A 13,183-nucleotide genomic window follows, 5' to 3' on the forward strand; every position below is an offset into this window, starting at 1 on the left:
GATCTGCTCTTCGCTGAATCGCTCTTCTTCATCGTCCGTCTCCTGCTCGACGGACCCTAGCTTCAGAATGAGGGCAGACCAGGGGGCAAGGTCACATCCGACTCCACGTCCTCGACACCCGGTCGTCAGACCTGACGCCAAAATCAGCGATAATCCGGCCATAATATAGGCCTGTTGGCAACGTGTTTGCGGCTGGGACTGAAGGCACTAAGCTCGCGCTTGTGACGGATATGTTGTACGAGCACGATTGATGGCAGCGAGTATGCTGGGAAATACAACAGTCTCATCAACGATAAAATCTTCAGGATGCGGAATGCCGTGAGCAGGTGCGGGATCTGTGCGAGGAGGGTCTAGAGGGAGATCTTGGACTTCGTCGGCAGTGTTGAAGGTCAGCGGAGCGAATGGCGGCTCCATATGCTCCGAGCTATCGTAGGCGTGTAGCAGCAGGCAGCGCTCGATATTTGTCCTACTTATGAGTATATACCCCGGAACATTGAGTGCCCAACGAAGTTTTGCGAGGCCGCCACCCATCGGGGCCACAAAGAAAGATGATTGCTGCATCCAGAATAGATTCTGGATGATTGGCATTCCAACGCAATTAATTATATGGATGTCGGAATTTTCGAAAGAAGAAATGAATTCGTTCGCCCATCTGCGCTCCTCATTCAGAGCCTCAGATCCGTCTCGGTAAATCGTGTTGAACTCCAAACTCGACGACATTCTGCCGTTAAAGATCGAGGCCGCAGCCTGCCCAGGATCGGAACTGCCGTTGATGCCGTCGAGAACGAGAATGAATGGCCCAATCGTTTGACGAAGGTAGCGCGCTAAGCGAACATAAAGGCCAAGGAATTCGGACGGCCTACGGTTGGACAGGCGTATGCCGAAGGTAATCAGCGGGGCATCAAGGCCAACCACAGATCGCACCTCAGCCAATTGAGTGTGCCATCCTTGCCTCTCGGCCGAACGACCAATAAGTTTCTGAATACGATTACGAGTCGTCCAAGTTGCGCGCTGCCCATCGCGCATCACGACGCCAATACCGCACTGAATCGCCCGGGCGAACACATTCCAGTAGCCCGTCTCACGGATGATTCTTCCGTCGAACTCTGGGTAAAGAGCTTCAACAGGAGAATACAGGTCCATTCCCGTGAAATCGCTTGAGGCGAGCAACCACGGACGAACCGGGCTCCTTTCGGCCGATTGAGCAAATCTTTCAAGAGCTTGGAATTCGTCCCAGATTGCGTGTCCGAAATTGGCTATGCCATAGGTCATGAGGCCGAGGCCAACCGTCCGGTCCGGCAACGCCCACACTCCGATCCGCGACAGACCGAACGCAACGTGCGACAGCGCATTGTTTAGCTTATTTAGCGATGCTGAGGAGTATTCTGGTGACGATTCCCTCTTAGTAATGAACAGATTGTCGTTCGGGAAATACAGGGACGCTGTGGTGCCGGGACCTTGTATGAGGTAAAATTCTATTTCTCCGCCAACGTCTTTGCAAAAATATGTTCCCCTATTTCCATCGACGTCTACTAACAGCGCTCGTTGCACGAACGCCCCTCGTTTGATGAGAGATGGGATAGCCACCAAGCCTCTCTCTGCTGAGTCTTCGATCCACCTTGTGTTGTGCTCAAGGGTTTGCCCGATATCTGATGGATGTACTTCTATAGATCCATGAAGGCCCGTGAGAAAAACGGGCTCCTCAAACGTGTCAATACAAAAAGTCTGAGCAGAGCTGCTGGCGAACGTCAGATACGTCTTCAGCAAATCGCCTCCAATCGATACGAACGTTTCGGAGCCGAAAGGGGGATCAATCGTGAGGTTATGTCTCAGCGCCTTTGCGAAAGCATTGGCCGATGCTCGCACCGCGGCGTTGAGTGCGAGATCCACGTTCTCATTCAGCCACGCCAGATCACAGACAAACCGAAGCCCTGGCGTCAGCACCCAACCAGCTGAGACGCCGTCATCGGTTCGCAGAAGTAGGATGAAGCCATGGCCGTCAAGGTCCAGGCAAGATGCTGCAGTCCAATTCGATAACAGTGTTGCAGGCCCACCTCCGTCCTGGCGGATAACTGTCCGTTTGGTCCCGTGAAGCTCAATCTGCCATGCTTCGCCGTGCTTTGACACTTTCCGGTAAGTGCCGTAACAAGTCTTCGCCTCGAAATTCTTGGCTTCGAATCCTAATGGCAGCGCAGAATTGATCATAAGTGTTCCCAGGTCACTGCATTTTATAGACGTATTGCGGAGATTGCTTCGCCAATGACTTTCAGAGGATCGTCGGCCTCCCGCATCTCAATCGCAGCCCAGCTGGAATATCCAACATCGTCTAGATTCGATAACAGTGGCGCATATATCGGCGCATCCGCTTCAACGATCGGCGCTAGTTTTGGTTTTGAGAGATGCACGTGTGCAATAATATCGTGGTGCTCTCTGATGATGTCCTGTGCACTTTCTCCGGTGAACGCCAGACAGCCGCTGTCGAAGTGAAGTCCGAAGGACGGATGGCTGACAGCCCGCACCATCGCAGCGCATTGTGCAGTCGTTGCCAGGAAGTCCCCACCATACTCTTCAGGAGCAGCCTCAAGGACAATAGTGAAGCCGGTTGCGGCTACAGCTTCCGCTAGGCACCTAAAGCGTTGCACTCCAAGCTCGAAGGCATTCTCGGATGTGAGTTGCCCACGTTGTCGGTTGCGAGGCGCGCCAAAGACGCCGGCTCCCCCTCTGCTCAAATGCTCGGCAAAAGTCGCCACTCGCACCGTATGCTTACGCATCGCTTCGAATGAAGCAGCATCGCCGAGAAGTTGGCAGTCCGGCCGGTCGAAATAGAGTGCTTGGTACGAGCTGACCTGGAGCCCAGCTTGACGAATTCTATCTCCCTCAGCTCGAGCGAGCTCCTCAGTGAGATCCTGCCAAGGCGCAAGTTTCGTAGGGGCGATTTCAAGTCCGGCGACTCTTGCGTCAGCGAGCAAGGCATAAACTTGATCGCTGAGGTCTGTTGGCCACGCGATGTTGGAGATTGAGAGGCGGGTCATTCACCGCTCTCCAAGTAGTTACCGATGCCGTTGAGAACAGACTCGCTATCGAAGTGGTAGGGATCGGTGCCCCCAAGGACACCCGCGTGGATCGTCCGCATATCATAGGAGGCAGCAGGCTTGTTCAGGTCCGCTTGGCGGAGCTTACCAGGGAAAAATCGTTGGGCGATCGCGGACATGCTGACGGGCTCCGGTGCAATGTTGACGAGGGTCAAGTTTGCATCCGTGATTCTTGCCATATCGCGCTCCAAGCGGCGGACGTCGTACCATTGGAAGCTGCCGCGAGGGTCGATCGCATCAACCATATTGTCGTAGCGCAGATCGAAGATCGCATTCTTCTTTAGCCCTCGCCCATAGAGTGCTGGGAGCCGGATAATGAGGTGATTGGCGAATGTTCTGGCAACGAAGCGTTCGAATGCTGCCCTATGGGTACCATAAGGCGCGCCCTCACTTGATGCAGGATCGCGCTCGGTGACGTCTAAGGCGGGCTGATACACGTCGATTGTCGACAGTAGCACGAAGCGGTCTGCCGTAACGTGTTTTAGGTTCTCAACGAGGACATTGATGGCAGCCTTGTCGGTCTCTGGCTCTTTGTTTGCCTTCCATTTCACGGCGGAAATACCAGCGCATACGACCTCCTGAAAATGGTAGCCGCGCATGGTTTCGCTGTTGCTGGAATTAAATAACGCGTCATACCTCCCGGCATGAATAAGATTGCCTCCGACGAAGCCGGTATGTCCAATTAATGCGCGCATATACTAGTCCAGTTTCAGCCCGATTGACTCGACCTTCGCTCGGATGGACGCAGGCAGCGACGAAGGAACGTCGGCAGCACTTTCGTCTTGATCCGCTTCAATCATCGAGAGGATTCGTTCTGTCGCAAAGAAAATCGTATCGATCTTGCCGGACATGACAGTGAACACACGCCCATCTCTGCCAACGTAGCAGCTGCGATCGTCACTATTGCCGATTGGCTTGGTTTTAATCGAAATTTGCGGCCCTATAAATTTATAGATATCAAGAAACTCTGGCACGTTCTCCTGCGCTTGTTCGATCATCAGGCTGCGCTTAGCCTCGATTTGCTCGGAGTTTACACGGTCGCGCACTGAGCGCGCTTCTTCAGACCTAGAAAATCGGCCTAAGGGCGTGTGCGGGACGCTCGATAATGTGTAGATTGTCTCGACTTCCGTAGGATAGATCGAGTACAACGGTCCATCTACAAAGGTGACCGCAGGCAGCCCAGCCGCCGCCTCAAAGTACAGAAGTAGTGTCGGCTCATAGTATGTCGATACAATATTTCTCCCGAAGTGCCCCCATGTGGCATCAATCACGTAATCGAACCGCTCTCCATTTACTAAGATGTATTTAGCGAATTGCTCGATTGATTTGATTTGAACCGACATGCTTATCACATGCCGCAAGTGGTGCTGAAAATAGTATCGAGCTTTATCGATTAGTATGACGCGCTCTTCAGCGCGTATCATTCCATCGATATTTGTCAGGCCGAGGCTGCATCGATCAACGGAACGATAAGGTATTCCCGTTGCAGTCATGATGAGCTTATATGTATCGAAATCAATAAGTGACGTATCTTTGGGGACGGCATATATATTTTCCGAGATTGGTTTGCTTAGATCTCCGTACCGTTCAATAAATCGGGAAAATCCGTCGCGCGATTGTATGCGTGTGCCTGCGTGCCTAGGATAGTGAAATCCGAGATGAAGCCTGAACTGGTTGTTCCCTGAGGCTTCATGTAAGAGCCTTTCATTTTGCTCGTACAATCGAACCGTGAAGCCCAGGGCTATCATCGACGAGGCGATATGGCAGCCATACCAACCTCCTCCGATGATCGCGATGCGCTGACTCATTCCTCGGCCTCCTGGCCCTGTGAGCAAACCCAGATGCAAGCGTCGTGCTTGCAGCCTAGGTCGTGGCTCTATCGCAGGCAGAGCCGACGGGGAAGCGCTTGCGCCGAATAGCTCAGGTTTGAGGTTCCCACGGGAGCATGCCGCCCTTCGACCGCTCACCTACACATCACGTTCGCAGGTTCATTGTTGTTCTTCGATATGCTCAGCCAATCCCAGCCTCGCAGCTGGCGCGAATGGCCGTGGTTGGCTCTAGACAAGCGATCTGACGAGGGCTGAGATAGTCCTGTTAGCGGCCTATCCAGAGGCGGATGCGCCGCCGTCGCTCGACGAGCTATCACGCGCAGAACGCCCGTGGCGGCGTCTTCAATTATTCGACATTCGTCGGTGGCCGCCATCATAGCGACAGCCTCGCCTACGTTCCTGTCGGCCGGACCGAGAGCCACTTCGAGGACATGCCTTGTCGAACCCGCACATCCTCCGTCAGCGGAACAAGGTGGCCTGTGGCGTTCCCGTGGGTGTAGATCGGGTTGTGCTCGGTCTGCGCCAACCGAGGCGGTGGGTTAATTTTTCGATCATGGCTGCCGAAGTGGGGGCGGATGATGTTCGTCATAGCCATCGTTCGTCGATGTCGGTCGCGTTGTATTCCGCGAGCGGCTGATGCTCATCGCCTTCCGCGAAGATGGCCACATCGTCGGGTCCAATGTTGTGCTTGGCGGTGCGATCCCAGCGCCGATGGATCATCACCGGTCCGCCCCAGATCCGGAAGGCGTTCCAGTAGCGGTCGTCCTTGAAGCCGATGTAGTGGACGCAGCGGGGAGGAAGCATTCCGCAGCCTACGGGCGGGGCTCGGGCTGCGCGAGAGGTTCTTGCTGCCGCCGCTCGCCCTGCGACCATGAAGACGCGCCCTGAGTCGCGGTAGCGCCTCAACTTCGCTCCAGACGCACCCCGCCCGTGCCGGGCCGAGGGGAAAGCATGTTCGGGGCAGAAGTTTTCGTGATGCTCGCAGGGATCGTCGGAGCCATTGCCTTCATGCTGGCAGGACGGCCCGCTTCCGACCGCTTCCTACCATGGTAAGGCGGATGCGCTTCAGCCGAAGAGGGCCCGATGGGGCACGACTGGATTGAGACTTGCCCGAGCGGGATGCGCGGGCCACGTTGAGGAGATGTAGCCGACCGAGGGGCCGACGAACGACAACCGGCAGAAGCCAGCGCCGAAGTGGGAAGACACCCCGCTCGGCAAGCGGGTGATGCTGTGCGTGTCGTTGGTCGTGATCGCGGCGGGTCTTTAATTTATGCTGAAGGTGCTCAGCGGCACGCAGTGGCTCGGGCTGGTCATCACACTTGCCGTCGCCTTCGTCGGGATGCTGATTGCTGGCATCTATCGCCTGATCGTTCACGGCCGGTCCTAGGGCGTCTCTGCAAAGTCATGTGAGCCAGAGCATGGTCATGCCGAGGGTGACCATGGCGAGGTAGTTGGTCGCCCGTTTTTCGTAGCGAGTGGCGATGCGGCGGTACTACTTGAGCCGGCCGATCAGCCGCTCGACCTTGTTGCGCTCGCGGTAGGCGGCCGTGTCGAAGTCGGGCTGGCGCGGTTGGTCCTTGCGGGTTGGGATGTTCGGTTCGATCCGCCGCGGCCTGTGGCGGCGACGTGCCGGCGGACTGGCATAGCCCCGGTCGCCTGCCGTCCGGCGGGGACGCAGGCGTGGGCGGCCTCGCCCTTTGCGGGGCACCGCCCCCTTGTCCATCAGGGCGTCCAAGGCGAACGGCTCGTGGCGCTCGCCCGCCGTCAGCACCGCCGTGATCGGCTTACCCCCGCCCTCGGCACGCAGATGCAGCTTGGTCGAGAAACCACCCTGGCTACGCCCGAGCGCCTCGCCCACGCCCTCGACCGTCGCCTCACCCCCCGATGGCGCCGGACCGGCGTGCCCCGGCGGCGTGCTGGTGGGCGCGCACCACCGTCGCGTCCACGAAGTGCAGGTCCCAGTCGAGCTCCCCGCGCGCATCGGCCTGCGCCTGAAGTCGCTGCAGCACCCGGTCGAACACACCGGCCTTGCGCCAGCGGTAGAACCGGCTCGACACCGTGCCGACTGCGCCGTAGCGCGCGGGTAGATCCTCCCACGGCGCGCCCGTGCGCAGGATCCAGAGCATGCCGTTGAGGACTTGGCGGTGATCCTCCGCGGGCCGGCCCGTGCGCGGCTTCTGCGGAGGCAGCAGCGGGGCGATCTGCTCCCACTGCGCGTCGGTCAGTTCAAAGCGTCGCATCCAGCCCACATGGGGCCGACCACCCAGTCTGTGAACCCTTTGCAGACACGCCCTAGCCCACGTACTCGCCAGCGGCATCGAAACTGAAGGCTCTCTCGTAGCCGAAGGCATTCCATATTTGATCGAAGATGGGCTTCAAGATTGATGCCTCGCTTTGCTCCGCATCGTTAATCACCACCTCCGGCAGGATGATAGCTTCAAGCTTCGTAGAGCGCTGTCTTTCAAACCTGTGGTTCGCCATACCCAGGGGTAGTTACCTCGCACACCTATCAGCGTGACGAAGACATAGAGCGGCATACTGATATCTTTCTCAGCCAACTTGGCTCGGTATACCCTTAGGCTCGATATTAGATCCCTCTCGACTGATGGGAGCGGAAGGCGGTTGCTTCCCTCCATGCGCCGGCCGAGCGATGAAACCGCCTCGATAGCGCCAGTGCGGAACAACATGGCGTAATCCTCAACGCTAGTCTGCTCGTCTCCACCGCTTGGGAGACTGGCTAAGCCCTCCAGCGTCCAGCGTGCGTTCGCGTAGTCATCAGCTCCAAGCGGGAGCAGGATGTCATTCGGCTTTGTGATTTCGATCCGCCGATCTGATGTGAACGCCTCAAGCGACACGACATGCAGGATCACCTTCGGGCCGGGCCACATTGAGACCACGCTGTCATCAGCGTCGATGATGCCGAGCCGTTCATTCCTGAAGCGGCGGATACTCTGGTGAAGGCCCTCGGTGGCCAGGAAGGCGGCCCGCAGCTCGCCCACGTCCATGGAGGTCTTCCCGGCATTGGTCCAGCCATAAAAGTGGCCGTGGCCGCGGAAGGTCACTCGATGCGGTCCTAAGTAGCTCCGTGGCGCCCGCAGGATCAAGAGCCCCTTGCCGTCCGTCCCCGGCAGCCACCGCAGTTCCACCCGGGCAGGCGCGGCTCAAGGCCAGTTCGCAGGATGCTCTCAAGGCGCAAGACCTCCGCATCAGGGTCGGGCAGCTCGAAGCCAGGCGCACCCGTGGCCTCGCCCTGAGCCTCCGTGATGCCGAACACGATGTCACCGCCGGCTGTGTTGGCGAGGGCGGATACGTCGGCCAGGAACTCCCGCTTGTCGTCATCCTTGCCGCCCACCGGGGCTTGCTTGAGATCCAACGTGCGGCCCTCGCGGAGACCGCCCGCCTCCACCATTGCCGCCACGTCGGCGAAGTGACGTGGCCCAACGTTCATGTGGAGGCTGACCTGGGGCAGACCAGCCTCGGTCTAGCTCCGCTCCAGACCGTGATCGCGGCGTTCGAGGCCAGCACCGACCACTTCTGTATGGTCTCGCCAGTTCGGGAGCCGGATTACCGCGTGCAGCAGCTCACCTGCGACAAGCCGGACGGTCGCCCCGCCATCTCCGCCCAACTCCGCTACGCTGACAACCTCTACGTCCTCACTGACCTCAAGATTGGCGGTCGTTCGCTCACGGGACCAGCTGCGGCTAGCTTCTTGAAGAAGGTCGTGCCCATCGAGACCATGCTCGACAAGTTCCGCATTTTGGCGATCGCGCCCAAAGTCGGCCCTGTCGACCTCGGCACGCTTACCCAGATCCGGAAGAACCTCGCGGTCACCAACCAGGGTTCATCTTGCACGCCGAAGGAGCGACAGGAGGCGATGCTCTACGACGTCGAGTGCTCGGTGAACTCCCACACCTATAGCTTCGTCCTCAAGAACAACGGCTTCGGCAACCTCGTGCTCTCCGACCTCCAGCGCGACGCCAGGCCCCTCAACAGCGGGCAGCGGGCCGACGCGTTCCGCGACCTGTTCGACGTCGACCCGAACCACCCCTGATCCGCTCGGCTCGACGAGGCTCCTCCCATGACGCGATCTGCGCTCGTTATCTTTGCGGCCCTCGTCTGCGCTGCGCCCGCTCGCGCGGCCGAGGACGCACTGAGCTGGCCCATCCAAACCCTGTCCGACGACTTCCGCGAGGTCCAGCTCGGCACCCTCGAACAGCTCACCCGAAAGTTCCTGCAGGTCGGCGGACAGACCTGCCTCTGCGAGACCGAGCGGGACAAGGGCGACGCCGTCGCACACTACGACGTGAACTGCTTCTCGCGTGGCGTAGGGGACGACTACACATTCATCCTCATGCCGAATGAAAACGAACGGCTGCACAAGAAGTACCTGGCCATCCAATACTTCAAGAAGAACGATGGACTGATGCCGCCCAAGGAGCGGGAGGCCATGTTCCGCAAGCTCGGCCGCATCCTGCCGCCCAGCCCACCCGAACGCCCCTGAGGCGACCCTTTCGATTCACCACGGTCCGACCCCGCGCTTGCGCTCCCGGATGTCGCCAAGCCGGAACCAAGGAAGACCGACTACACCTTGACCCAGGCCAACCGGTTGATCACATCAGCACGGGCCTTCAGCGACACGCCGCCGTAACGTTCCGCCACCGATTTCGCCGACCATCCACACAGCGCGTTGGTATCCTTCTCGCCGGTGTTGAGGTCCGTCGCCAGATAGCTGAAACGGTGCCGCCAGCCGTGATTCGGTGCCACCCCGGGGTCGCTCACCTGCTCGCGCCCGAACTCCGCTAGGCGGTTCTTCACCCCCTGCAATGGGCCTGTGATCCCCCCGGTCTCGTCGGGAACGAGGAACAACCGCTCCTTCCTGACGCTCGCCGCGAACTCGGGGAACCCCAGCGCGACGAGTTGCGGGTGCAACGGCACCTCCCGCAGCTTCTTCGTCTTCACCGTGCCCGCCTCTGGCGTGATCGTCAGTACCCACGTCCCGCCAGGGTGCCCGTCCAACTCGACCCTACGCAGATCCTGCTTGCGCAGTTGCACAAGTTCTCCGACCCGCGCGCCGGTGAACGCCATCAGCCACGGCACCCAGCGCTTGGCCGCGAAGGTCTCGGGCAGCTCCTCGCCTTGTTGATGCTGCAAGGCTGCCCGCAGGATCCGCACCGCCTCCTCGTCCGTGAACCACTTGTCCCGCGTCTCGGTCCTGGCGACCTTCATCACGCTGATGCCAGTGGCGGGGTTCGCCGGCAGCTGGCGGTTCGCCGCCGCCCATCCGAACACCGACTTCAGCCCGGCGAGGTCGCTGTTCTTGACCGTTTGCGGTGAGATCGGCTTACCCCCACGCCCGACGCTTTTCAGACGGTAGTCCTTGTAGGCGATCACGTCGTCAGCGGTGACACGGGTCGCGTCGTCGTGCTTCAGGAACGCCACGAGGCCGCGCATCGTGTTTGTGTACGACTCGCGGGTGGAAGCGGACTTGCCCGTCTTCTCGGCCTCCGCCCACCATCCCTCCACCAAGCCAGTCAGTGTCACCCGCGCTTTGCCCCGAACCGAAGCCGCACCGTTCCGCGGTGCCGGCCTGGGCGCTGCAATCTGCTGCGCAGCCGGTGTCCGCATCGGCGCAGTGGCCGCTGGCCGGGCATAGCCGTCAGGCATCTCGCCCCGGGCCATCCGCTGCAGGGTCAGGCTCGCGCGCTGCACCGCCGCCCCGACTGCCCGGGCGAGCTTCCTGCGGGCGTCCTCGTCGACGACGAGACCGCGCTCCCGCACCGCGCGATCAGCGCCTTCGTAGCACCACTGCTCCAGAGCCATCAGCCGCCCGAGATCCGGGACGTCGCAGGCCATATCCACGGCCGACTTCGACGCGTCGAGTGGCGGGCGGGTGAAGCAGCGCCCCCCACATCGACCGGCCAGAAGGTCTGGGCGCTCGGCTCGTCGGCATGCCGGGTCAGCCACGCATCATGCACTGCTGCCGCGATCTCGTGGGCCTCGCGCTCGCTCAGCGTCTGCGGTCCCTTCCGCAATGCCGCCCAGCGGGCTTCGAGCTTCACCAACTGCTCGGCCATCAGGCGCTTAGCCTCGGCCGGGTCCTTCGTCTTCAGGCTGAGGGTGACCTCCCGACGGCCGACGACGAGGTCAGCGGGTACGTGCCGGCGTAGGCGGTACGTGTGCGAACCCGAGCGGAGTTGGGGTCGAGGCATCGACAAGACCATGCGTGTACCCAACGGGCGTACCACGCGAGGCCCGCTAACTACATGATCTATCGGAACTTCTTTGCGGATCAGCGCTTTATGCGGCTGATGGTGCCCAGGAAAGGACTCGAACCTTCACCTCTTGCGAGACTGGTACCTGAAACCAGCGCGTCTACCAATTCCGCCACCTGGGCGCCGGACCGTTGCCGGTCGGCGATGGGGTTCGTTTAGGGGGCGGCGGCGAAGGCGTCAATCGCTGTTTCGCCGCCGATGGCCAAAAATCCCGAAGCCGGCTTTCGGCGCGGCGTGGGAGCAACAGGCCCGCGCCGCGCGTCGCGGACGACGCCTTAGCCGCGCCACTCACGGATGTCGACGAAGCGGCCGGCTACCGCTGCCGCCGCCGCCATGGCCGGGGAGACGAGGTGCGTGCGCCCGCGCGGACCCTGTCGGCCCTCGAAGTTGCGGTTCGAGGTCGAGGCGCAGCGCTCGCCCGGCCGCAGCTTGTCCGGGTTCATCCCGAGGCACATCGAGCAGCCGGGCTCGCGCCAGTCGAAGCCCGCGTCCTTGAGGATACGATCGATCCCCTCGGCCTCGGCCTGCGCCTTCACCAAGCCGGAGCCCGGCACCACCATCGCCGAGACGCCGTCATGGACCTTGCGGCCCTCGACCATCTTGGCGACGATGCGCAGATCCTCAATGCGGCCGTTGGTGCAGGAGCCGATGAACACCCGGTCGAGGGTGATGTCGGTCATCCGCATGCCCGGCGTCAGGCCCATATAGGCCAGAGCCTTCTCCTTGGACTGGCGCTTGTTCTCGTCGGCGATCTGCGCCGGATCGGGCACGGTACCGAGGATCGAGACGATGTCCTCGGGGCTGGTCCCCCAGGAGACCAGCGGGGGGAGGTTGGCCGCGTCGAGCCGGATCTCGCGGTCGAACTGCGCGCCCTCATCGGAGACGAGGCTTTCCCAGTAGCGGCGGGCCGCATCGAAGGCGGCGCCCTTGGGCGCCTTGGGGCGGTCCTTGACGTAGGCGTAAGTCGTCTCGTCGGGCGCGACCATACCGGCCCGCGCCCCGCCCTCGATCGACATGTTGCAGATCGTCATCCGGCCCTCCATCGAGAGGGCGCGGATCGCCTCGCCGGCATATTCGATGACGTGGCCGGTGCCGCCGGCGGTGCCGATCTCGCCGATGATGGCCAGCACGATGTCCTTGGCACTGACGCCCGGCGGCAGCGTGCCGTCGACGGTGACGCGCATGTTCTTGGCCTTACGCTGGATCAGCGTCTGGGTGGCGAGCACGTGCTCGACCTCCGAGGTGCCGATGCCGTGGGCCAGCGCGCCGAAGGCGCCGTGGGTCGAGGTGTGGCTGTCGCCGCACACGATCGTCTGGCCCGGCAGGGTGAAGCCCTGCTCCGGTCCGATGATGTGGACGATGCCCTGGCGTCGGTCGAGGGCGTCGTAGAACTCGATGCCGAAGTCGCGCACGTTCTCGGCGAGCGCCTCGAGCTGCGTGCGGCTCTCCGGATCCTCGATGCCCTTGGAGCGGTCCGAGGTCTGGACGTTGTGATCGACCACCGCCAGCGTCTTGTGGGGCGCATGGACCTTGCGGCCGGCGACGCGAAGCCCCTCGAACGCCTGGGGGCTCGTCACCTCGTGCACGAGGTGGCGGTCGATGTAGAGGAGGGCGGAGCCATCCGGCCCAACATCGACGACGTGGTCGTCCCAGATCTTGTCGTAGAGGGTGCGCGGCGCGGTCATGGTGCAGCTATTCTGACGGGTTGAAGGCTCCATCGCGGAAAACGCCCCGGCCGGGCCGCGGGAAACCGTGCGGCCGGATCGCGGGGAATATCCGGAAGAAGTCCTTGTGTAATGCTCCGCGGGCGATTTCGGAAGGGCAGCGGCGCACATGACAGTTTTGCCGTGCGCTCGCCGCGCCGGCCGGGCTCGGCTGGACCGGGGCGCGGCGCGGCATTACTCCGGCTCAGATCAAGCTTGCAGAGAAGCCGAGCGAGACTCGGCTTCTCTGCGTCCGGCGGACGCCCGCCGCCCCGCATTCGCGGGGG

At 61.1% G+C, this 13,183-nt stretch carries 11 protein-coding genes, 1 tRNA gene and 2 pseudogenes; 2 read left to right on the forward strand and 12 right to left on the reverse strand.

Annotation, left to right across the window (positions count from 1 at the left end; translation table 11 throughout):
- Positions 1-207: 207 nt before the first annotated feature.
- The 7 genes and pseudogenes from HNR51_RS11230 to HNR51_RS11260 all read right to left on the reverse strand — a co-directional run bounded on the left by HNR51_RS11230 (position 208) and on the right by HNR51_RS11260 (position 7,926).
- On the reverse strand, positions 208-2,205 hold the full coding sequence (locus tag HNR51_RS11230; protein WP_182555000.1) for a hypothetical protein: 1,998 nt from the start codon (positions 2,203-2,205) through the stop codon (positions 208-210).
- A gap of 23 nt (positions 2,206-2,228) precedes the next feature.
- Positions 2,229-3,032 (reverse strand): sugar phosphate isomerase/epimerase family protein, encoded by an 804-nt coding sequence (locus HNR51_RS11235; protein ID WP_182555001.1) that lies wholly within the window; start codon positions 3,030-3,032, stop codon positions 2,229-2,231.
- Positions 3,029-3,787, reverse strand: a complete 759-nt coding sequence (locus HNR51_RS11240; RefSeq protein WP_182555002.1) for an NAD-dependent epimerase/dehydratase family protein — start codon at positions 3,785-3,787, stop codon at positions 3,029-3,031. The genes HNR51_RS11235 and HNR51_RS11240 overlap by 4 nt, the downstream gene beginning before the upstream one ends.
- Positions 3,788-3,790: 3 nt before the next feature.
- On the reverse strand, positions 3,791-4,900 hold the full coding sequence (locus HNR51_RS11245) for an FAD-binding oxidoreductase/lyase (RefSeq protein WP_182555003.1): 1,110 nt from the start codon (positions 4,898-4,900) through the stop codon (positions 3,791-3,793).
- A 606-nt stretch (positions 4,901-5,506) separates the two neighbouring features.
- Positions 5,507-5,725: a hypothetical protein gene (locus HNR51_RS11250; RefSeq protein ID WP_182555004.1), complete on the reverse strand. Its 219-nt coding sequence runs from the start codon at positions 5,723-5,725 to the stop codon at positions 5,507-5,509.
- Between the two features lie 598 nt (positions 5,726-6,323).
- Positions 6,324-7,161 (reverse strand): annotated as a pseudogene (locus tag HNR51_RS11255) (IS5 family transposase).
- Between the two features lie 171 nt (positions 7,162-7,332).
- On the reverse strand, positions 7,333-7,926 hold the full coding sequence (locus HNR51_RS11260) for a hypothetical protein (RefSeq protein ID WP_182555005.1): 594 nt from the start codon (positions 7,924-7,926) through the stop codon (positions 7,333-7,335).
- Between the two features lie 80 nt (positions 7,927-8,006).
- Here HNR51_RS11260 and HNR51_RS27000 point away from each other — a divergent pair, with 80 nt between their 5' ends.
- Positions 8,007-8,972, forward strand: coding sequence for a hypothetical protein (locus tag HNR51_RS27000; RefSeq protein WP_239681485.1), 966 nt, complete (start codon positions 8,007-8,009; stop codon positions 8,970-8,972).
- A gap of 27 nt (positions 8,973-8,999) precedes the next feature.
- Positions 9,000-9,422 carry a thioredoxin domain-containing protein gene (locus tag HNR51_RS11275; protein ID WP_182555008.1) on the forward strand — a complete coding sequence of 141 codons (423 nt, stop codon included), beginning with the start codon at positions 9,000-9,002 and terminating at the stop codon, positions 9,420-9,422.
- Between the two features lie 80 nt (positions 9,423-9,502).
- On the opposite strand, the gene HNR51_RS11280 is transcribed toward HNR51_RS11275, so the two are convergent.
- The 5 genes and pseudogenes from HNR51_RS11280 to leuC all read right to left on the reverse strand — a co-directional run bounded on the left by HNR51_RS11280 (position 9,503) and on the right by leuC (position 12,878).
- Positions 9,503-10,741 (reverse strand): site-specific integrase, encoded by a 1,239-nt coding sequence (locus HNR51_RS11280; RefSeq protein WP_182555009.1) that lies wholly within the window; start codon positions 10,739-10,741, stop codon positions 9,503-9,505.
- Entirely contained in the window at positions 10,741-10,995 is a 255-nt protein-coding gene (locus HNR51_RS11285) for a hypothetical protein (protein WP_182555010.1), read from the reverse strand. The genes HNR51_RS11280 and HNR51_RS11285 overlap by 1 nt, the downstream gene beginning before the upstream one ends.
- Before the next feature lie 12 nt (positions 10,996-11,007).
- Positions 11,008-11,142 (reverse strand): annotated as a pseudogene (locus HNR51_RS26960) (DUF6538 domain-containing protein); the annotation flags it as partial.
- Positions 11,143-11,230: 88 nt separating this feature from the next.
- A tRNA-Leu gene (locus HNR51_RS11290) sits at positions 11,231-11,315 on the reverse strand.
- Positions 11,316-11,468: 153 nt separating this feature from the next.
- Positions 11,469-12,878, reverse strand: a complete 1,410-nt coding sequence (gene leuC / locus HNR51_RS11295) for a 3-isopropylmalate dehydratase large subunit (protein WP_182555011.1) — start codon at positions 12,876-12,878, stop codon at positions 11,469-11,471.
- Positions 12,879-13,183 lie beyond the last annotated feature (305 nt).

It is taken from the genome of Methylorubrum thiocyanatum (assembly GCA_014138645.1).
Lineage (GTDB): Bacteria > Pseudomonadota > Alphaproteobacteria > Rhizobiales > Beijerinckiaceae > Methylobacterium > Methylobacterium thiocyanatum.

What these genes read in the sequence shown, in the direction of transcription:
- HNR51_RS11230 (WP_182555000.1), bottom strand. Translation starts at nt 2,205, where the DNA reads ATGATCAATTCTGCGCTGCCATTAGGATTCGAAGCCAAGAATTTCGAG.
- HNR51_RS11235 (WP_182555001.1), bottom strand. Translation starts at nt 3,032, where the DNA reads ATGACCCGCCTCTCAATCTCCAACATCGCGTGGCCAACAGACCTCAGC.
- HNR51_RS11240 (WP_182555002.1), bottom strand. Translation starts at nt 3,787, where the DNA reads ATGCGCGCATTAATTGGACATACCGGCTTCGTCGGAGGCAATCTTATT.
- HNR51_RS11245 (WP_182555003.1), bottom strand. Translation starts at nt 4,900, where the DNA reads ATGAGTCAGCGCATCGCGATCATCGGAGGAGGTTGGTATGGCTGCCAT.
- HNR51_RS11250 (WP_182555004.1), bottom strand. Translation starts at nt 5,725, where the DNA reads ATGCTTCCTCCCCGCTGCGTCCACTACATCGGCTTCAAGGACGACCGC.
- HNR51_RS11260 (WP_182555005.1), bottom strand. Translation starts at nt 7,926, where the DNA reads ATGGACGTGGGCGAGCTGCGGGCCGCCTTCCTGGCCACCGAGGGCCTT.
- HNR51_RS11275 (WP_182555008.1), top strand. Translation starts at nt 9,000, where the DNA reads ATGACGCGATCTGCGCTCGTTATCTTTGCGGCCCTCGTCTGCGCTGCG.
- HNR51_RS11280 (WP_182555009.1), bottom strand. Translation starts at nt 10,741, where the DNA reads ATGGCTCTGGAGCAGTGGTGCTACGAAGGCGCTGATCGCGCGGTGCGG.
- HNR51_RS11285 (WP_182555010.1), bottom strand. Translation starts at nt 10,995, where the DNA reads ATGGCCGAGCAGTTGGTGAAGCTCGAAGCCCGCTGGGCGGCATTGCGG.
- leuC (WP_182555011.1), bottom strand. Translation starts at nt 12,878, where the DNA reads ATGACCGCGCCGCGCACCCTCTACGACAAGATCTGGGACGACCACGTC.